Genomic DNA, 19,541 nt, shown 5'->3' on the forward strand with positions numbered 1-19,541 from the left:
TTCAATAATCGCTTTGATTATTTGAACGCGTATTTAACAGAGAATTGGAAACGACGGCCAAATGGACTGTTATAACCTGAGTTGTATGGGAATGAACCATTGTTCAGCGCGCTACGGGCATCAAATGGTGGCTTTGTATCAAACAGATTGGAGATGTTCAATGCCAGTTCCATGTTTTTGAAGCCCTTGTAACCGGTGAACCAGTTCCAGGTAGTAGTTGCAGCTACGCGGCAGTAGGAAGTTGGTGCACCATAAATGATGTCAATCTTACAGCTGTCTGCTGGCGTACCAACATAGTCATAACCCGAGATATAGTTACCAGATGCCTCATGTGACCATGGACCTTTTTCCCAACCAACTGCGAGGGAACCACGGAATTCAGGTTGGCTATAAGTCTTGTTGTAATCGACAGTTTCGCTATCCGGGAATGGCGTTGTCAGATATTCCCTGGTCAGTGACATTTTTGAACGGAAGTTCAATTTGCCGTATTCACCCAGATTCTGTTTGCCCTTGAAGTCCAGATCAAAGCCGCTGACCTGGGTCTTGCCGATGTTGATGTATGGCAGGCTTACTTCAGTGATATGACCACCTTTGTCGCGTGTGATGAATTTCGCGAAGTTAGGGTCTTTCTGATTCGACAGCAGATAGGTGATGTCCAGCGAGCTGATTTCATCACGGCGTTCTATTTTGTAATAGTCCAGTGTGACGCTATAGTCCTTGACCGGTTCCCATACGATACCGATAGTGTTGCTGGTGGATTTTTCTGGCTTGAGGTTAGCGTTACCAGAAATATTTGCCTTCAGCGAGATATTGCAGTCTGGTTCATTACCAGTCTGGCACAGTACCGGATCTTGCTGACCGTTATAGAAACCGACTGAAACAGACGGAGAAATTTCACGGAAGTTAGGGGCGCGGAAGCCTTTTGCAATCGTGCCGCGCAAGACTACCGTAGGGAGTACACTCCATTTTGCACCTATCTTAGGTGTCAGAGAATTGCCACCGACACTGTAATTATCTGCACGCACCGCAGTAGATAATTCCAGGGATTTCAGTACAGGCAAATTCAACTCGCCATAAGCAGATGCGACATTACGGCTGGAGAATGGCAACTTCGGCAAACCACCGATGGAATAAACGCGTTGATCCAGGAAGTACTGATCATCGACGTCACTGGTGGATTCGCGGCGGTATTCAATACCGGCAGCACCACCGGCAAAGCCCCCTGGCAATTCAAACAATTCAGAATTACTGACTTTCAGATCAGCAAACCAGGTTTTATTCTCGCCCTGGCGTCTCAACATAGGAGAGATTCTGGCGCGCACATCAGCTGCATTGTTGGCGGCGCCAGGCACATAAGTGCCATTTGCCAGTGCGGCTTCCATCTGATCGGTGATGATGAATCCGCGTTGATCTACGTTGACTTTACTTTGCAGATAGCCGATGGAAGTATCGTATTCCCAGCTACCCAATGCGCCTTTGAAACCGCCGATGACACGTGTTTCAGTATCCTTGACATCGATAGTGCGGGCACCCAGGTCGCCGGTACGCACCAGGTAACTCTTGCCACCAGCTACCGTGAAGGTACCAGCGTCGTCGTTCGCATAAAACTGCGGATCAAAACGCAAATTGGTTTTGATTTGTGTGACACCAGCTTCGATGAAGAAGCTGTGATTCGCGCTGAATTGATATTCGCCACGGGCGAAGATGGAATCGTTGGAACGTTTTGGAACCGCATCAGTCCAGTCAAAACGATCCAGCAGGCAGCGGCCGTTTGGTGCCAGGTTAGCAGTAGGGCATCCTGGCAGGGCAGTAATGACGTTATTGATCAGGACATTACCGGGTACTGAGTAAGCTGTGCGGCGATCGCCTTTGGTAATGCCAAAGCCACGGTAATCCTGGCTGTTATAGGCATTGATGTCGCGCATGGACAGGGCATCAGAGTCGTGATGCTCGAAAAAGCCCATCAGATTAAACTTATCTGCTGCAATATCACCCATGCCATAGGAGAGATTGAAGTCTTTGGATTTTGCCTTGCCGTGAGAGGTTGTGCCACCGCTGACCTTGACTTCGCTGCCAGTGTAGTCTTTTCTCAGCCAGATATTGATCACGCCTGCGATCGCTTCTGAACCATAGATTGCAGATGCGCCATCGAGCAAGACATCGATATGATCAACGGCACCAACAGGTATCGCGTCGAGATTGGCAAATTGTGACTGGAAGCCGGTAATGCCATATTGTGCAATACGGCGGCCATTGACCAGTACCAGGGTGGCGCCGCTACCCAGGCCACGCAGGGATGCAGTCGTTGCGCCTGGAGAGAAACCGTTGTATTCAACACCGGTCAGGGCACCGGCATTGTTTGACGAAAGATTTTGAATAACAGATGACAAGCTGGTGGCACCTGTTTTTTCCAGCTCTGCTCTGGTAATGATCTGTACCGGTGAGGCACCTTCGGTCTGCACACGTTTAATGTTTGAACCGGTAATTTCAATTTTTTGCAGTTTTGCAGGTTCCTCTGTAACGGCTTGCGCGTAACCGTTCATGGTGAGCATAGAGCCGGCCATCAGGCACAGGGCAGTACGCACCAATTGAGAAGCTTTTTTTTCTTTCAGGTACATATATTTTCACTTCCACCTTAAGTTGTTATTAATTTTATCGGCAACAATCAAACCGTTTTGCTGTTGTATGGTCGGCTTGATCAGCACCGATAGAGCTAACTGCATGACCTGTTATATTTTTTTAGCCATGCAGGCAAAACCAGAATGACCCTCTGGTTTGCGCGGTATTATGTAATGGAATGTAACTGGATTGTTAATAATTGTTGCTTACTCGCGACGGAAAAAAATATTAAGCATTTAATAAAGATTAAATTTTGTAAATGATTTTTTCAGACATGAGAATTCGTAATTTTGCTTATTTTCCTGACATTATTTTGTGTTTCTTTTATTTGTCATTTGGCATCTTGATAAAAATGTATATTTGTAGTGCAAATATACATTTTTCTTTTATGCGTATAGCTATGCTAGGTAATTCGCAGCTTGCACCAGACTGATAAGCATCTGCGCTGGCTGTTTTTTAGTTTGTCAGTTTGTACATCAAATGAGTTAAGTACCCGGACTCAAAATAAAGTGATTTTTAATCTGTTATTGCGTGCCAGCCTGGCATGTTGAAACGATATAATTTGCGCTTATCTTTTAGCAAATCCTGTTTTTGAGAGTGTAATTTGGCCAAGAAAGAACATGTATCAGTCACCCAGGCAACCCAGTTGCTGCGCAAGCACAAGGCTGAGTTTACCGAGCACCCGTATGCGTATGAAGAACATGGTGGTACTTCGGTGTCAGCCCGTGAACTCGGTGTGGATGAGCACCACGTTGTGAAAACCCTGGTCATGCAGGATGACGCTGCCAAACCCATGATCGTGCTCATGCATGGGGACAAAAAGGTTTCTACCAAAAACCTGGCCCGGCAGATAGGCTGCAAGTCAGTCGAACCCTGCAAGCCTGAAAATGCGCAAAAGCATTCAGGTTACCTGGTTGGTGGCACGTCCCCCTTTGGCACTAAAAAGGCCATGCCTGTTTATGTAGAGCGCAGCATACTGGCCCTGCCAAAAATTTATATCAACGGTGGCCAGCGCGGCTATCTGATAGGCATAGCCCCCGGCTTGCTGGAAAGTCTGTTGCAGGCACGGCCAGTCGATTGTGCCATCGACGAATGAATCCAGTTCCAAGAATTTTGCCAGGCTAGCTGATTCTGCTACTAGCCTGGCTTATACTTGCGAAGCTTAAAGAAATGAAGGAATAAGATGAATACAATACTGGCGGCAGTTGCCGCTTACCTGATCGGTTCACTGTCGTTTGCAGTGGTGGTCAGCAAGCTGTTTGGCCTGGCTGATCCGCGCACGTATGGCTCAAAAAACCCGGGAGCGACCAATGTACTGCGTAGCGGGAACAAGGCCGCAGCGGTGTTGACGCTGTTGGGCGATGCCTTCAAGGGCTGGTTGGCGGTATGGCTGGCAATCCACTACCAGGATCAGTTTGATCTTGGTGACACCGGCGTTGCCATCGTTGCTCTGGCAGTGTTCATCGGTCATTTGTGGCCAGTATTTTTCAAGTTCGTTGGCGGCAAAGGCGTAGCAACCGCAGCCGGTATCTTGATCGGCATTGATATCTGGCTGGGTGTGGCGACGCTGGTGAGCTGGATGATGGTGGCGTTTGCTTTCCGTTACTCTTCACTCGCAGCCCTGGTCGCAGCGATATTTGCGCCTTTTTATTATGGTCTCTTGTTTGGGCCTGACATCAAAATGGCGGCCATTGCCGTGATGAGCGGGCTGCTGGTGTATCGCCATAGCCAGAATATCGCGAACCTGATCGCAGGCAAGGAAAGCCGTCTGGGTAGCAAGAAGACGGCAGTGAAAGATGACAAGAAAGACGACAAGAAAGAAGATAAAAAGCAGGACAAGCAAAAATAAGTCTTAAATATTGTAAATAAATCTAGATTATTCGCTACCCCTCACTTATGCTTAAAAAGCTCCATGCTTTTTAATTCATAAATGAGGGGTTTGCTTATGCTGACGCGATTTGTGAAACTTTGGATGGCAGGCGTGTTCACTCTGGGCTTGATGAGTTTTCCGGCTCAGGCAGCGGAGCATGGCAGTGCCAATGAGGCCAAGGCCATGGTGCAAAAAGCCATCGATGCGATGAAAAAGCATGGTGTCGAGGCGGCTGTAGCCGAGATCAACAAGCGCGATGGTCAGTATCAGGATCGTGACTTATATGTCGTTGTGTATGACATGAATGGCAAAAATCTCGCCCACCTGAATCCCAAGATGGTAGGCAAGGAGATGTTTGACCTCACCGATGTCGATGGCAAATTTTTTATACGTGAGCGTATAGAACTGGTCAAAGCCAAGGGCAAAGCCTGGCAGGATTATAAATTCGTTAATCCCACGACCAAGCAGATCGAACCCAAGTCCATGTATGTGGAGAAATTCGAGAATGTGATCGTCGGCTGCGGCATCTATAAATAGTACTGCCGTAGATAAAATCAGGCGGCAATCAATTCCTGCAAGGGCCAGCGCGGCTTCACATTAAAACCATAATCCCTGGTCGCCAGGCCCGGATTGTTTTTCAGGCGCATGGCACCGGCAAAGGCGATCATTGCGCCATTGTCGGTGCAAAACTCCAGCTCAGGGTAATACACCTGGAAACGCTTCTTCGCTGCTGCCGCATTCAGGGATGCACGTAACTGCTGGTTGGCACCAACACCGCCAGCGATCACCAAGCGCTTCAGTCCACTTTCTTTCATCGCGGTGACGCACTTGGCGGTCAGCACGGCGACAATCGCATCGACAAAACCACGTGCAATATTTGCCTTGTCTTGCTCACAGATATTTGCCGGGTGGTTTTTGACGACTGTCAGTACCGCTGTCTTCAAGCCAGAGAAACTGAAGTTCAAGTCCTTGGAATGCAGCATGGGACGCGGGAACTGGTAAGCCGCCGGGTCACCAAACTCTGCCATGCGCGAGATAGCCGGTCCGCCGGGATAAGACAAACCCAGCAATTTGGCTGACTTGTCAAAAGCCTCACCTGCCGCATCGTCCAGGGTTTCTCCCAATAGCTGGTAACGACCAACGCCATCCACCCGCATCAACTGGGTATGCCCGCCAGAGACCAGCAAGGCAATGAAGGGAAATTCTGGTGGCTGGCTGGCCAGCAGGGGAGACAACAGATGGCCTTCCAGGTGATGAACACCGAGCACGGGCTTATCCATTGCCATGCTGAGGCCACAGGCAACAGAGGCACCAACCAGCAAGGCACCAGCCAGGCCAGGCCCCTGGGTATAGGCAATCGCATCGATGGCCTGTTTGTCTGTGCCAGACTTAGTCAGCACTTCAGTCAGCAGGGGCAGGGCGCGGCGTATGTGGTCGCGTGACGCCAGTTCGGGCACGACACCACCATATTCCTGGTGCATGGCGATTTGCGAATGCAGGGCATGCGCAAGCAGGCCGCGCTCTGTGTCATACAAGGCCAGGCCGGTTTCGTCACAGGAGGATTCAACGCCAAGAACTATCATATCTGTTTCTAAGTAAGGGAAAAGCAAGCGAATGACATAGGCATGGCAAGAATGCAAGTGATTGGCCGCTTGTATTCCAGCGCAGGGATTGGTGTGATTCTTGCTATTGCTGGTAAACGTAATTATATCTGGCATGGGCCATCAATGCGCGGCAAAGAAAATACTGACGAAGCGACAACACCGGCAACACCAGCATCAACCAGTCTGCGGATTGTGGTGGTGAACACGGTCATCCAGCGCGAAGACGAGTTGCAGGAACACGCCCAGGCACAATTGGCCCGCTCACGCGCTTTGCGCATAGGCTTGCTGCAAGCGGGTTATAACATCATCGCCGTTATTCCTGGCGACATCTATATGAGCGAGCGCATCGCCCAGTTGCAGCCAGACATGATCATTATTGATGCCGAGTCTGATTCGCGTGATGTGCTGGAACATATGGTCATGCTGACCCGCGATGCGCCTCGCCCCATCGTCTTGTTCACTGAAGATGGCAACCAGTCGAATATGGCCGCGGCCATGGAAGCTGGCGTCTCGGCCTATGTGGTGGCCGGTTTGCAGTCTGAGCGCATCAAGCCTGTGCTGGATGTCGCCATGGCGCGTTTCAATGCAGATCAAAAGCTGCGTAGTGAATTATCCGATACCAAGGCCAAGCTGCAGGAACGCAAAACAATAGAACGTGCCAAGGGGCTGCTGATGGAGCGCCATCATCTTTCAGAAAACGAGGCCTATCAAAAAATGCGCAAGCAAGCCATGGAAAAAAACCTGAAGCTGGTGGATCTGGCGCAGCGCATGCTGGATGTGGTGGATTTGCTCGGTGGCTGAGCCAAGCTTGTGCATGCAAATGGTGCGTTGCGTCATTTGAGTGCGCAGCAACTGGTATTTTTAAGAGGATTTCGCTTCATAGTATTGGCATGAAGAGCCGAGTCCTTTAATTTAAGCTGGCACGGCAATTGCTGTAGCTAAAGAAAGTGCCAAAGCTGGCGCTTCAGAAAAAATGTGAGTCTGACTAACGGCGGTCACCTCACAAGACAAAGGTGTCTTTCCATCCGGTTTATCCATGGTGGAACGACACTTTTTTTCATTATAGAAATCAATTTAGCTGGAGTGCAGACATGTCGAATCAGGAAACTTCTAATAATCTCATCAAGACGCAGGAAGAAAATGAACCTAATTTCAAACGTCGCAGTTTCTTGCAAACTGCCGCACTGGCAAGCGGGGCAGGCATCATGGGCTTGAGTACCGGTGGGGTATGGGCTGCGGGATCAGACAAGCCAGAAAAAGAAGAGGTGCACATAGGCTTCATTCCGCTGACTGATTGTGCTTCGGTGGTGATGGCATCGGTGCTGGGTTTTGATAAAAAATACGGTATCAAGATTATCCCAAGCAAAGAATCTTCCTGGGCCAGCGTGCGTGACAAACTCGTCAATGGCGAGCTGGATGCTGCCCATGTTTTATATGGCCTGATCTATGGTGTGCAGCTCGGGGTAGGCGGCAATAAAAAAGACATGGCCGTGCTGATGACGCTGAACAATAACGGCCAGGCGATTACCTTGTCGAAGAAGCTGGCAGAGAAGGGCGCTGTAGATGGCGCTGGCCTGGCCAAGCTCATGCAAAGCGACAAGCGAGAATACACTTTTGCCCAGACTTTCCCTACTGGCACCCATGCGATGTGGTTGTATTACTGGCTGGCTGCCCACGGTATCAACCCCATGAAAGATGCCAAGGTCATTACCGTACCACCACCGCAAATGGTGGCAAATATGCGGGTCGGTAATATGGATGGTTATTGCGTAGGTGAACCCTGGAACCATAGGGCGATTGCAGACGGCATAGGTATCACCGCGGCAACGACACAGGACATCTGGAAAGACCATCCAGAAAAAGTATTGGGCACTACTTCTGAATTCGTTCAGAAATATCCAAACACGGCGCGTGCCATGGTGGCTGCGATTCTCGATGCCAGCCGCTGGATAGATGCGTCCCTGTCCAACAAGACCAAGATGGCAGAAACCATTGCCGATAAATCCTATGTGAATACTTCTGTCGATGTCATCAACCAGCGTATTTTGGGACGCTACCAGAATGGCCTGGGCAAGACCTGGGATGATCCCAACTACATGAAATTCTTTAATGACGGTGCAGTGAATTTCCCTTATCTGTCAGATGGCATGTGGTTCCTGACTCAGCACAAGCGCTGGGGTTTGCTGAAAGCGGACCCGGATTACCTGGCGGTGGCAAAAGCGGTTAACCGCATCGATATCTACAAAGATGCTGCGACCATGGCCAAGGTATCCGTACCAAAAGACCCCATGCGCAACAGCAAGTTCATGGACGGTACGGTCTGGGATGGCAAGAACCCGGCTGCCTACGCAGCTTCTTTCAAAATCAAGGCTTAAGGAGTTGTCATGAATACCTTGGTGCATAGTGCAATGTCTGCCGCAGATGATACCAGCAGCGCAGCAACTACAGTGACGGAAATTAACGTGGTAAAGGAAATCAAATCCAAAGCAGAAAAAAGACCACGCTCGTTACGGCCATTTTTCCTGAGTGTGTTGCCGCCTTTATTTGGCATAGGCATGCTGATTTTGATCTGGGAAATCATCGCAATCAAGAACACGACTTTCCCTTCACCATGGGTGACTTTGCAGGAAGCCATCAAGGTGTTTTCTGATCCCTTTTATCAAAAGGGGCCAAATGACCAGGGTATAGGCTGGAATATTTTTGCCTCTCTCAAACGGGTCGCAGTTGGCTTTGGCCTGGCTGCAGCGGTAGGTATACCGCTGGGGTTTTTGATAGGCCGTTTCAAGTTTTTGTCCGGTATGTTCAATCCCATTATCAGCCTGTTGAAACCGGTCTCGCCACTGGCCTGGCTGCCCATAGGTTTGCTGGTATTCAAGTCGGCTCATCCGGCGGCGATATGGTCTATCTTCATCTGCTCCATCTGGCCTATGATCATTAACACCTCAATTGGTGTGCAGCGAGTGCCGCAAGATTATATGAATGTCGCCCGCGTACTCAATTTGTCTGAATGGAAAATCATCACCCGTATTCTCCTGCCCTCGGTATTGCCGTATATGCTGACGGGCGTCCGGCTGGCGATAGGCACGGCCTGGCTGGTCATCGTCGCTGCAGAAATGCTGACAGGTGGGGTAGGCATAGGCTTCTGGGTCTGGGATGAATGGAATAATCTGAACGTACCACACATCATCATTGCCATCGTCGTCATCGGCATGGTGGGGCTGATACTGGAGCAAATTTTGGTGGCAATCGCACGCGCCTTTACTTATGAAGATGTGGGGACATGATCATGAATGAAATCGACAACAAGTACATAGAGATCAATCAGGTAGAGATGGTCTTCAATACCAAAAAAGGTAGTTTTCATGCACTGCGCGATATCAACCTGAATGTCAAAAAGGGTGAGTTCATCACCCTGATAGGTCACTCTGGTTGCGGCAAATCGACGCTGTTGAATTTGATCGCTGGCTTGACCAATGCCAGTGCCGGTACTTTGCTGTGCGCGCATAGGGAAATTTCTGGTCCATCACCAGAGCGTGGCGTGGTGTTCCAGAATCATTCTTTATTGCCCTGGCTAACTTGCTATGAAAATGTCTTCCTGGCGGTGGAGCGGGTATTTGGCGCAACCGAGAATGGAACGAAACTGCAAAAGCGCACCATGCAAGCTCTGTCACTGGTGGGTCTCACGCATGCCGAGAAAAAACGCCCGAATGAAATTTCTGGTGGCATGAAGCAGCGTGTAGGCATCGCCCGCGCATTGGCGATAGAACCAAAAGTCTTGCTCATGGACGAGCCCTTCGGTGCTCTTGATGCCCTCACGCGTGCGCATCTGCAAGATGAATTGCTGAAGATCGTTGCCAAAACACAATCCACCGTCGTCATGGTGACGCATGATGTGGATGAGGCGGTATTGCTGTCTGACCGTATCGTCATGCTGACCAATGGCCCGGCAGCGACGATAGGTGACATCTTGAAAGTCGATCTGGACAGGCCACGTGACCGCGTAGCGCTGGCTCAAAATCCACAATATGCAGCTTACCGTACTCAAGTGCTGGAGTTCTTATATCACCGTCAATCACATCCTGTGCATGATGCCGCCTGAACTTGACTGAATGCAGTATTTGCAGGAGTCAGTGGTTCTGAGTTTCTTTAAAACCACCAGCATGTAAAAACTCCGTCATCATCGCCGTTTCATATTTTTTTGGCAATGAAATGGCGTTTCTGCATTTTATTTGCTGTTATGTAATAAATTATCTAAATGCAATGTTTGGAATGTTTTGTCCTAAAAAGCGCGGCAATATGAAATATAAGTCTCTGTTTAATTCACCAAATGAAAAATAGTTTTCATTTTTAATGCGGCTAATTGTGACAATATGTGCGGAAATCAATTAAATCTATGAGAGAATGCCTAATTCTTTTGGAAACATTTTTTTACAGATTCATAGGGATTTGTTGATGTGAATGTGGTCAGAGATACCTCAGGGCAAATAATTGTTTTGCCGCAAGAATGCAGGTATTTTTTCCATGAATGCGCAACAGGTTCTGGCTTTTTATATTGATTGCATGACATGTTTCGCTGGCTTTTTCTTAATGAAAGTGCATTAACGCCTGCCGAGCACGCTGCATGGAAATTAAGTGCACTACGTATCATTTTGATGTCTGGCTTTGTGCTGGAGGCGGCAGTAGCGATTCACAGTTCCCTGGACGCAATCGCAGTTGGTGCTTATCAGGTGTTGTGGGTGGTTGGCTTTTTCTATGCGGTGCTGGCATTGGGGCTGTACTATTCATCCCGTCATCTGCGCGCCGGTGCCGCTATACTCATAGGCACGGTATATGCGTCTGCATTCGCCATTGTTTGTCTCATCGATCAGTTCGAAATAGCCAAGTTTGGCTATATCTTCATCTATACCACCCCGATTATTGCCAGGCTGTTCTTTGGTACCCGGCTCGCCATCGGTCTGATGGCATTCAATGTACTGCCTTTTCTTTTATTGTTATTGAACCGGCCCCTGTTCAATGTGCCAGGCTTTGATGTCACCCTGCCTGCCAGTAATACCTACATACAGTCATTGCTGTTTTTGTTCTTTAATACCTGCGTACCGCTGGCTGTGTTCAGGGTTTTGCATGAGCTTGATGTATCAGCATTGCGTTATCGCCAGGCCAGTGCCGCGCTGGAAGTCAGCCACGCGCAGTATGAAGAAGTGTTCCAGAATGCCGGCACGGCTTTGCTGTTGACTGACGCCAGCGGGCAAATCCTGCAGGCGAACCAGCTGGCCAATAATTTACTTGGACGTGAAGCGGATGATGATGGCGACCGTGCCTTGTTTGGCTGGTTGTCACTGGATAACAGTGTGCGTCTGAAAAGCCCGAATGCCGAAGAATCAGAAAACATGCGCATGTCGGCTTACCGCACACGTGATGGCAAGCTGGTTGCACTGGAAAATATTTCTCAGACTTCTACCGATCACTACATCGTCGCCTTGCGCGATGTTTCTGGTCTGCATTCCATGCACCATGCGCTGCAACTGAGCTTGCAGCGTGAAGATTACCTGAGCCGTCATGATGCACTGACCAATCTCCCCAACCGTGACATGTTGCGCAGCCACCTGCAAGGCGTGTTTGCCAATAATGATGAGACCAAAGTCACGGCCCTGGTGTCTTTCCGGCTGAACAGCATACGTCATGCCAACCAGCAGTTTGGTGCTCATACTGGCGATATCCTGCTGCGCCGTTTTGCTGAAGAATTGTCACGTGCCTTGCCCAAGAATTGTTTTTGCGCGCGCCTGCGCAGTATCGTGTTTTCATTCGTCGTCGAGAACTCGCGTACCCCAGGTGAAATTATCAAACTGGTAGAAAAAGTCAGAAATAATTTACCCAAAGAGCTGGAAATCAATGGCGAAAATTTGTTGATACAGTTCTCGGCCGGTATCGCCCTGGTGAGGTCAGAAGATGTTGATCCAGATGATCTGATACGCCGTAGCGAAGTGGCACTCGATACTGCCCGCCGCTCCAGTGACCAGAGTGTCACCTTGTTCGATGAAGAAGATGCCCTGCAAATACGCCGCAGTGTTGAGATTGAAGTCGGTATCGTCAATGGTCTCAAGCAGGATGAATTCCGCCTGGTATATCAACCCAAGGTCGATAAGCATGGCAAGATCGCAGGCCTCGAAGCCTTGCTGCGCTGGGAATCACCCAGCCTTGGCAATGTCGCCCCGGCAGAATTTATTCCGATTGCCGAGCGCGCTGGCTTGATACGCCTGATCAGCAACTATGTCATGAACCAGGTGTGTTGCCAGGTCAGGGACTGGCTCAACCGTTTTGCTGATTGTCCCGTAATTGCGCTGAATTTGTCAGCCACAGATATCGCCCGCAATGACCTGCTGCAACTGATAGATAATTGTTGCAACCGTTATGATATTGCCCCTTCGTATATCGAATTTGAAATTACCGAGACCGGCCTGATCGCCAATGAGGCCCTGACCATACATCATCTTGATGAACTCAAGGCACGCGGTTTCAATATTGCGATTGATGACTTTGGTACCGGTTATTCATCGCTGTCCAAGCTCAGCCATTTCCCGGCACAAAGCGTCAAGATTGACCGTTCCTTCGTTGCCCAGATAGGCAATAACAAGAAGAGCGAAATGATCATCAAGGCGATTATCTCACTGGCCAATATCCTGTCCTGTCACACAGTTGCCGAGGGTGTGGAAAACGAAGAGCAGGAACGGTTCCTCAAAGAGATAGGCTGCGATTACTTCCAGGGATATTATTATTACAGGCCACTCGAAGTCTCCGCACTGGAATTGCTGCTCACTGAAATGCCAGCCAAAGAAGCTGCGCCATCTTATAAATTCAAACTCGCCTGACATTCTTCATGTCATATTTCCCGTATATGCATCAATGATTTGCGATGAAATGCGCATAAAAAATTTGTGCATCTGCGGAATTGTTCATCACATAAATTAACATTCGCTGTCAACGCCATCCACGCAATTGCGTTGGATAGTGTAGATTGATGCTTTGTGTGTGATCATGTTCAAGCGTAGGGTTAACTTAATTCGTTTAACCTAAATCGCTTTACTTAATTCATTTAACAAATTTAGCGTAACTGAATTCGTTTTGCTTATTTCCAACATTTTGCACAGAGTAACAATTTCGTCTGCACGTTTTGATAATTTCAACTACACTAAAGTTGTAGTGTGCTGGCTGGCAATTAATTTGATGTGATCAGTTTGATTTGAATTGCCACCAGACCGGTTCGGTATTTGCAAGTTTTCTTCTTATCCATGGAGGTCGGGATGAATATCTTTGACAACTACACCGCGCGGTATGAACGTACTCGTGAAGAAGAGTATTCCATGCAGGAATACCTGGATCTTTGTAAGAAGGACAGGTTGGTATATGCCAGCGCTTCGGAGCGTATGCTGGCTGCCATCGGTGAGCCTGAGCTGGTTGATACCCGGCATGACTCGCGGCTGTCACGCATCTTCTCAAATAAAGTCATCAAGATCTATCCTGCCTTCCGTGAATTTTACGGCATGGAAGAAGTCATAGAACAAGTCGTTTCCTACTTCCGCCATGCTGCGCAAGGTCTGGAAGAGCGCAAGCAAATCCTGTATCTTCTGGGTCCTGTCGGTGGCGGTAAATCGTCCATCGCTGAAAGGCTGAAATCGCTGATGGAGAAGATACCCTTCTACTGCATCAAGGGTTCGCCCGTTAATGAATCGCCTCTCGGTTTGTTCAACGAAGATGAAGACGGGATTTTGCTCGAAGAAGATTTTGGTATCCCACGCCGTTACCTGAAAAATATACCCAGCCCATGGGCGGTCAAGCGCCTGCATGAGTTCAATGGCGATATCAATCAATTCCGTGTGGTCAAACGCTACCCCTCGGTATTGAAGCAGATTGCAGTTTCCAAAACTGAGCCTGGAGACGAAAATAATCAGGATATTTCTTCCCTCGTGGGCAAGGTCGATATCCGCAAACTCGAAGAATATGCACAGGATGATCCTGATGCCTACAGCTACTCAGGTGGCTTGTGCCTGGCGAATCAGGGCTTGATGGAATTCGTGGAAATGTTCAAGGCGCCGATCAAGGTCTTGCATCCATTATTGACTGCTACGCAGGAAGGCAATTTCAAAGGTACAGAAGGTTTTGGTGCGATACCGTTTGAAGGCATCATACTGGCTCACTCAAATGAATCAGAATGGAAAACCTTCAAGAACAATAAGAACAATGAAGCCTTTCTCGACCGTATTTATATCGTCAAGGTACCGTATTGCCTGCGCGTCAATGATGAAATAAAAATCTACGACAAACTGGTACGCACTTCCTCATTGGCAGCAGCACCATGTGCGCCCGGCACGCTGAAAATGATGGCGCAATTTGCTGTATTGTCACGTCTGAAGGAACCAGAAAATTCCAGCATCTTCAGCAAGATGCAGGTCTATGATGGCGAGAATCTCAAGGATACTGATCCCAAGGCCAAGTCACGGCAGGAATATGCTGATTATGCCGGTGTTGATGAAGGCATGAATGGTCTGTCAACACGCTTCGCCTTCAAGATTTTATCCAAGGTGTTTAACTTCGATAATACCGAGGTGGCGGCCAACCCCGTGCACTTGCTATATGTGCTGGAGCAGCAAATAGAACGCGAGCAATTTGCGCCGGAGATTGAGCAAAAGTATGTGTCCTACATCAAGGAATATCTGGCACAACGCTATGCGGAATTCATAGGCAAGGAAATTCAGACTGCCTACCTGGAAAGTTATTCCGAATATGGCCAGAACATCTTTGACCGTTATGTGACCTTTGCCGATTTCTGGATACAGGATCAGGAATTCCGCGATCCCGATACCGGTGAGAGTTTTGACCGCGATGCCCTGAACAATGAACTGGAGAAAATAGAAAAACCGGCAGGTATTTCCAACCCTAAAGACTTCCGCAACGAAATCGTCAATTTCGTGCTGAGGGCGAGGGCGCAGAATGCCGGTAAAAATCCAGCCTGGACCAGTTATGAAAAACTGCGCACTGTTATCGAGAAAAAAATGTTCTCGAATACAGAAGAGTTATTGCCTGTCATTTCATTCAATGCCAAAGCCAGCGCCGACGATTCGAACAAGCACCAGGAATTTGTTGAACGCATGGTCGCCAAAGGCTACACCGCCAAACAGGTACGCCTGTTATGCGAATGGTATTTGCGGGTAAGGAAATCTTCCTGATCGCAGCATGAATAGAAGAGTGAAGCAGTAAATTTCAGGGCAAACGGGAGAGCATTTTGGTTCATTTGATTGACCGGCGTGTCCAGGGTAAAAACAAGTCTGCCCCGAATCGCGAACGCTTTTTACGTCGCTATAAGGGGCAGATCAAGGATGCTGTTGCCAGAGCAGTTAAAGGTCGTTCTATCACTGATATAGAAAGCGGTGAGCGCATTTCCATCCCCGTCAAGGATGTCAGTGAACCGAGTTTTGGTCATGCCCATGGCGGTGTCTGGGAAGGTGTGCAGCCAGGTAATGAACAATACCAGCGCGGTGACCAGGTAGCCAGACCCAAAGGTGGTAGTGGCGGCTCTGGCAAAGGGCAGGGCGGTAATAGTGAAGACCCCAGCGAAGACGATTTTGTTTTTCAATTGTCGCGCGAAGAATTCATGAATTACTTTTTCGAAGATCTGGAATTGCCCAATATGGTCAAGACCCAGCTCACTTCGACGACCGATTTCAAGAGCCAGCGTGCAGGTTATAAAACTTCGGGCACGGCGTCCAGCCTGCATGTGTTGCGCTCGTTACGCGGTGCCATGGGCAGGCGGATAGCAGTCGGCGGTAAATCTGCCCGCAGACTCAAGGATGCTGAACAAGAAATGACAGTCTTGCTGGAAGTAGGGGGGGACCCCAAAGAACCCCACTTCGTTGCGCTGAAAGAGGAAATACATCACCTGCGCATGCGTTTGCTGGCCATCCCTTTTCTTGATCCATTTGATCTGCGTTACAGCAACCGTGTCAAGGTGCCCAAACCCGCCAGCCAGTGTGTGATGTTTTGTCTGCTGGATGTGTCCGGTTCCATGGATGAGCAAAAAAAAGATACGGCAAAACGCTTCTTCATCTTGCTTTACCTGTTCTTGACACGCGCCTATGAAAAAATAGAAGTTGTCTTCATACGCCATCACACGACGGCGCTGGAAGTGGATGAAGACGCTTTTTTTCATTCGCGTGAATCAGGTGGCACCATCGTTTCTTCAGCCCTGAACCTGCTCGCTCAAATTGTGCGTGAACGTTATGCTGCATCGGACTGGAATGTGTATGTGGCTCAGGCCTCGGATGGCGACAATTGGGACAATGATTCTGCCACTTGCAAGCAATTGCTCCTCAATAGCATCATGCCTCTCGTGCAATATTATGCCTATGTAGAAATTACCGATGGCCAGCCGCAAAACCTGTGGCTGGAATATGAAAAAGTGGCCGAGCAAAGTGCGCACTTTGCGATGCAAAAAATAGAAACACCGGCGGATATTTATCCGGTTTTTCGGGAACTGTTCAAGAAGCAGCCGAAATGAGGTAATCCATGGAAAACGACCATGTCAGCCCCAGGAAAAAACATGCCCGCGCCTTGCCCGAACAATCAGAATGGACTTTCGAACTGATAGAGCAGGCGCACGAAGAAATACGCCGCGTAGCCGGGCAATTTGGCCTTGATACCTATCCAAATCAGCTGGAGATCATTACCGCTGAACAGATGATGGATGCCTATGCCTCAGTCGGCATGCCGGTATCTTATAACCACTGGTCTTTCGGCAAGCATTTCTTATCGACAGAAAAAAGCTACAAGCGCGGGCAAATGGGCCTGGCCTATGAGATAGTCATCAATTCCAATCCCTGTATTTCCTACCTCATGGAAGAGAATAGCCTGACCATGCAGGCTTTGGTGATCGCGCATGCAGCTTACGGACATAATTCCTTTTTCAAAGGCAATTACCTGTTCCGTACCTGGACGGATGCCGAGGCGATTATTGATTACATGCTGTTCGCCAAGAATTACGTTGCCGACTGCGAACAGCGTTATGGCATGGAAGCGGTAGAGTTGATCATTGATTCCTGCCATGCCCTGCAGAATTACGGGGTTGACCGGTATAAACGCCCGGCGCGCATTTCCCTGGCTGAAGAGCGGGAACGTCAGGAAGAGCGCGAAAAATACATGCAGTCCCAGGTCAATGATTTGTGGCGCACCATACCACGGCGTAATGAAGCACCTGAGAGTATGGTCAAGCAACGTTTCCCGGTAGAGCCCCAAGAAAATCTCTTGTATTTCATCGAGAAATATTCTCCACTGCTGGAACCATGGCAACGTGAGATCGTGCGCATCATACGCAAGGTGTCGCAGTATTTTTATCCGCAGCGCCAGACCCAGGTCATGAACGAGGGCTGGGCTACCTTCTGGCATTACACCATATTGCAACAACTGTACGAAGAAGGCGTCGTTGGCGATGGCTTCATGATGGAGTTCTTGCAGAGCCATACCAATGTCGTGTATCAACCACCGGTAGGCAGCCGCTACTTTAACGGCATCAACCCATATGCGTTGGGCTTTGCCATGATGCGCGATATCCGCCGCATCTGTGAAGATCCAACGGCGGAAGACCGGGAATGGTTTCCTGACTTTGCCGGTTCTGACTGGCAAAAGACCTTGCAGTTTGCCATGCGCAATTTCAAGGATGAAAGCTTTATTGCCCAGTATCTGTCACCGAAACTGATGCGTGACTTTCATTTCTTTTCCATTCTCGATGATGACAGCAAGGATAAATTGCTGATTTCTGCGATTCATGATGAGCATGGCTACCGTTATCTGCGCGAGCAACTGGCTGGACAATATAATCTCGGCAACCGCGAACCCAATATCCAGGTCTGGTCAGTCGATATGCAGGGGGACAGGGCCCTGACCCTGCGCCATACCCAATACCTGCGTCGCCCGTTGAACCCGCAAACAGGCGAAATGCTCAAGCACGTGGCCAGATTATGGGGTTTTGATGTGTATCTGGAAACGGTTGATCCTGAGTCCAAAGTCCTGGCAAGGCAGGAATGCAAATGGGAAAAACGCAACAGGCCCTGAGTTTTTGAGGCTGGCAGGGCGATGCGCTTAAATCCCGGTAGCGACAGTGCTGTCTATCAGTTAGAATGAAAAACGATTATCAGAAGACGGAGACGCGCCATGTATCTGGACCACCCAAAAATTTCTGCCACTAACAGCGAAACCGAACCAGACCGTATAGAACGCCTGAGCCGTGTCTATGGTTATGCGATGGGGCTGGCAGATATTGATGGCAATACCGTGTGTATTACCAAGCTGGCCAAGATACATGATCACAAAGGCACGCTGATGGTGATCTGGTACGATGCGCCGACGCAGGCAGAAAAGAATTATTTTGTACGCGCCTGGAATAGCCGTATTGGTGACGAAACCGAGATAGTCGAGCATGCCCTGATGCTCAATGAGCCGGTATCCAACGCGGAATAAGTAGGAATAAGTAAACTACTCTCTCGTTCAGAGAGAGTGTTAATAGCAAATGAGGCACATGAAGCACATGACCAGGTTTATACCTGTCATGTGCTTATTGCTCAGCTTGTTGCTTATTATTGCTATTGTTACTTCTTAGTGCTTTAAATCCCCCAGCAAATCAGACACACCAGCCCAGCCAATTTCTATGCCTATGCACAGCAAAATAAAGGCAGACAGGCGCAACAAGACGATAGCGCCGACATCACCCAGTATTCTCTCCATATTGCGGGCAAAGCGATAGCACAGGTAAATGACCAGGCTGGTCAGCAATACCCCTATCAGTGAGGCGATGCCGGTAATGATCCAGTCTACCGGCTTGTGCGGCATCTGCGTACCCAGCGTGACTGAAGCGGCGATCGTGCCTGGCCCTACTGTCAGGGGGAAGCTGAATGGATAAAAACTGCGGCGGCGCAGTTCTTCCCGGGTCCAGCTGCCGCCATGGGATGCGGCGACAGAATTACGCAAATTATCCTGGCCCTGGTCGTTCAGCAATTTCCAGCCCGCCATGGCAACCACGATACCACCGGCGACCCGGACGATGGGCAGGGAGATGCCAAAAAAATCCAGTACATAAGAACCGATGAAGATAGCGCCCATGAGCAGAAAAAAACAATTCAGGGCAATGCGTTTTGCCAGCCGGTTAGCCAGCGGCGGCTCTATTGGTCCTGTCATGGACAAGAAAATAGGGGCAATGGCAATGGGGTTCAGGATGGGCAGCAAGGTGATCGGTACTACGATCAGGGCCTTGAAAAATATGATCATCGTGATGCTCATGTACACTCCTTGAATATGGGCTAATGATTATGCATCAGAAATCCGGCTACCGCGACTGTCAGGTCAGGCTTTGAAGTACAAATTGATACTTTTTGTTCATGGCTGGCGATGGCAGCATGGCCTACAAT

The 19,541-nt window shown here is 49.1% G+C and carries 15 protein-coding genes; 12 read left to right on the forward strand and 3 right to left on the reverse strand.

Features of this window, described 5'->3' with window-relative positions:
- Positions 1 to 17 precede the first annotated feature (17 nt).
- Complete coding sequence (locus ACO0LI_RS04510) at positions 18 to 2,618, reverse strand: TonB-dependent receptor plug domain-containing protein (RefSeq protein WP_422951781.1); 2,601 nt, start codon at positions 2,616 to 2,618, stop codon at positions 18 to 20.
- Between the two features lie 605 nt (positions 2,619 to 3,223).
- Here ACO0LI_RS04510 and ybaK point away from each other — a divergent pair.
- From ybaK to ACO0LI_RS04525, 3 genes are all read left to right on the forward strand, one after another.
- Complete coding sequence (ybaK, locus tag ACO0LI_RS04515; protein WP_422951782.1) at positions 3,224 to 3,715, forward strand: Cys-tRNA(Pro) deacylase; 492 nt, start codon at positions 3,224 to 3,226, stop codon at positions 3,713 to 3,715.
- A gap of 87 nt (positions 3,716 to 3,802) precedes the next feature.
- Positions 3,803 to 4,468, forward strand: coding sequence for a glycerol-3-phosphate 1-O-acyltransferase PlsY (gene plsY, locus ACO0LI_RS04520; RefSeq protein ID WP_422951783.1), 666 nt, complete (start codon positions 3,803 to 3,805; stop codon positions 4,466 to 4,468).
- 96 nt (positions 4,469 to 4,564) lie between these two features.
- Complete coding sequence (locus tag ACO0LI_RS04525) at positions 4,565 to 5,026, forward strand: cache domain-containing protein (protein WP_422951784.1); 462 nt, start codon at positions 4,565 to 4,567, stop codon at positions 5,024 to 5,026.
- 17 nt (positions 5,027 to 5,043) lie between these two features.
- On the opposite strand, the gene tsaD is transcribed toward ACO0LI_RS04525, so the two are convergent.
- The gene (gene tsaD / locus ACO0LI_RS04530; RefSeq protein WP_423031179.1) at positions 5,044 to 6,072 is read right to left on the reverse strand and encodes a tRNA (adenosine(37)-N6)-threonylcarbamoyltransferase complex transferase subunit TsaD; all 1,029 of its coding nucleotides are present in this window, start codon (positions 6,070 to 6,072) and stop codon (positions 5,044 to 5,046) included.
- 144 nt (positions 6,073 to 6,216) lie between these two features.
- On the opposite strand from tsaD, the gene ACO0LI_RS04535 reads away from it, so the two are divergent.
- The 9 genes from ACO0LI_RS04535 (at position 6,217) to ACO0LI_RS04575 (ending at position 18,597) form a co-directional block, all read left to right on the forward strand.
- Complete coding sequence (locus ACO0LI_RS04535) at positions 6,217 to 6,894, forward strand: ANTAR domain-containing response regulator (protein ID WP_423031525.1); 678 nt, start codon at positions 6,217 to 6,219, stop codon at positions 6,892 to 6,894.
- Between the two features lie 404 nt (positions 6,895 to 7,298).
- Positions 7,299 to 8,468 carry a CmpA/NrtA family ABC transporter substrate-binding protein gene (locus ACO0LI_RS04540; RefSeq protein ID WP_423031528.1) on the forward strand — a complete coding sequence of 390 codons (1,170 nt, stop codon included), beginning with the start codon at positions 7,299 to 7,301 and terminating at the stop codon, positions 8,466 to 8,468.
- A gap of 9 nt (positions 8,469 to 8,477) precedes the next feature.
- Positions 8,478 to 9,377, forward strand: coding sequence for a nitrate ABC transporter permease (gene ntrB / locus ACO0LI_RS04545; RefSeq protein ID WP_423031181.1), 900 nt, complete (start codon positions 8,478 to 8,480; stop codon positions 9,375 to 9,377).
- 2 nt (positions 9,378 to 9,379) lie between these two features.
- Positions 9,380 to 10,192 carry an ABC transporter ATP-binding protein gene (locus ACO0LI_RS04550; protein ID WP_422951787.1) on the forward strand — a complete coding sequence of 271 codons (813 nt, stop codon included), beginning with the start codon at positions 9,380 to 9,382 and terminating at the stop codon, positions 10,190 to 10,192.
- Positions 10,193 to 10,658: 466 nt separating this feature from the next.
- Positions 10,659 to 12,959, forward strand: a complete 2,301-nt coding sequence (locus ACO0LI_RS04555) for a putative bifunctional diguanylate cyclase/phosphodiesterase (protein WP_422951788.1) — start codon at positions 10,659 to 10,661, stop codon at positions 12,957 to 12,959.
- A gap of 432 nt (positions 12,960 to 13,391) precedes the next feature.
- Positions 13,392 to 15,314 (forward strand): PrkA family serine protein kinase, encoded by a 1,923-nt coding sequence (locus tag ACO0LI_RS04560; RefSeq protein ID WP_422951789.1) that lies wholly within the window; start codon positions 13,392 to 13,394, stop codon positions 15,312 to 15,314.
- A 56-nt stretch (positions 15,315 to 15,370) separates the two neighbouring features.
- The gene (locus tag ACO0LI_RS04565) at positions 15,371 to 16,642 is read left to right on the forward strand and encodes a YeaH/YhbH family protein (protein ID WP_423031183.1); all 1,272 of its coding nucleotides are present in this window, start codon (positions 15,371 to 15,373) and stop codon (positions 16,640 to 16,642) included.
- An 8-nt stretch (positions 16,643 to 16,650) separates the two neighbouring features.
- On the forward strand, positions 16,651 to 18,192 hold the full coding sequence (locus ACO0LI_RS04570) for a SpoVR family protein (protein ID WP_423031185.1): 1,542 nt from the start codon (positions 16,651 to 16,653) through the stop codon (positions 18,190 to 18,192).
- A 99-nt stretch (positions 18,193 to 18,291) separates the two neighbouring features.
- Positions 18,292 to 18,597, forward strand: a complete 306-nt coding sequence (locus tag ACO0LI_RS04575; RefSeq protein ID WP_162040187.1) for a hypothetical protein — start codon at positions 18,292 to 18,294, stop codon at positions 18,595 to 18,597.
- Between the two features lie 135 nt (positions 18,598 to 18,732).
- On the opposite strand, the gene ACO0LI_RS04580 is transcribed toward ACO0LI_RS04575, so the two are convergent.
- A complete protein-coding gene (locus tag ACO0LI_RS04580) occupies positions 18,733 to 19,413 on the reverse strand; it encodes a MarC family protein (RefSeq protein ID WP_423031187.1) in 681 nt (226 codons plus the stop codon).
- Positions 19,414 to 19,541: the final 128 nt, after the last annotated feature.

The organism is Undibacterium sp. Tian12W (assembly GCF_049339405.1).
Lineage (GTDB): Bacteria > Pseudomonadota > Gammaproteobacteria > Burkholderiales > Burkholderiaceae_D > Undibacterium.

What these genes read in the sequence shown, in the direction of transcription:
- ACO0LI_RS04510 (WP_422951781.1), bottom strand. Translation starts at nt 2,618, where the DNA reads ATGTACCTGAAAGAAAAAAAAGCTTCTCAATTGGTGCGTACTGCCCTG.
- plsY (WP_422951783.1), top strand. Translation starts at nt 3,803, where the DNA reads ATGAATACAATACTGGCGGCAGTTGCCGCTTACCTGATCGGTTCACTG.
- ACO0LI_RS04525 (WP_422951784.1), top strand. Translation starts at nt 4,565, where the DNA reads ATGCTGACGCGATTTGTGAAACTTTGGATGGCAGGCGTGTTCACTCTG.
- tsaD (WP_423031179.1), bottom strand. Translation starts at nt 6,072, where the DNA reads ATGATAGTTCTTGGCGTTGAATCCTCCTGTGACGAAACCGGCCTGGCC.
- ACO0LI_RS04535 (WP_423031525.1), top strand. Translation starts at nt 6,217, where the DNA reads ATGCGCGGCAAAGAAAATACTGACGAAGCGACAACACCGGCAACACCA.
- ACO0LI_RS04540 (WP_423031528.1), top strand. Translation starts at nt 7,299, where the DNA reads ATGGGCTTGAGTACCGGTGGGGTATGGGCTGCGGGATCAGACAAGCCA.
- ntrB (WP_423031181.1), top strand. Translation starts at nt 8,478, where the DNA reads ATGAATACCTTGGTGCATAGTGCAATGTCTGCCGCAGATGATACCAGC.
- ACO0LI_RS04550 (WP_422951787.1), top strand. Translation starts at nt 9,380, where the DNA reads ATGAATGAAATCGACAACAAGTACATAGAGATCAATCAGGTAGAGATG.
- ACO0LI_RS04555 (WP_422951788.1), top strand. Translation starts at nt 10,659, where the DNA reads ATGTTTCGCTGGCTTTTTCTTAATGAAAGTGCATTAACGCCTGCCGAG.
- ACO0LI_RS04560 (WP_422951789.1), top strand. Translation starts at nt 13,392, where the DNA reads ATGAATATCTTTGACAACTACACCGCGCGGTATGAACGTACTCGTGAA.
- ACO0LI_RS04570 (WP_423031185.1), top strand. Translation starts at nt 16,651, where the DNA reads ATGGAAAACGACCATGTCAGCCCCAGGAAAAAACATGCCCGCGCCTTG.
- ACO0LI_RS04575 (WP_162040187.1), top strand. Translation starts at nt 18,292, where the DNA reads ATGTATCTGGACCACCCAAAAATTTCTGCCACTAACAGCGAAACCGAA.
- ACO0LI_RS04580 (WP_423031187.1), bottom strand. Translation starts at nt 19,413, where the DNA reads ATGAGCATCACGATGATCATATTTTTCAAGGCCCTGATCGTAGTACCG.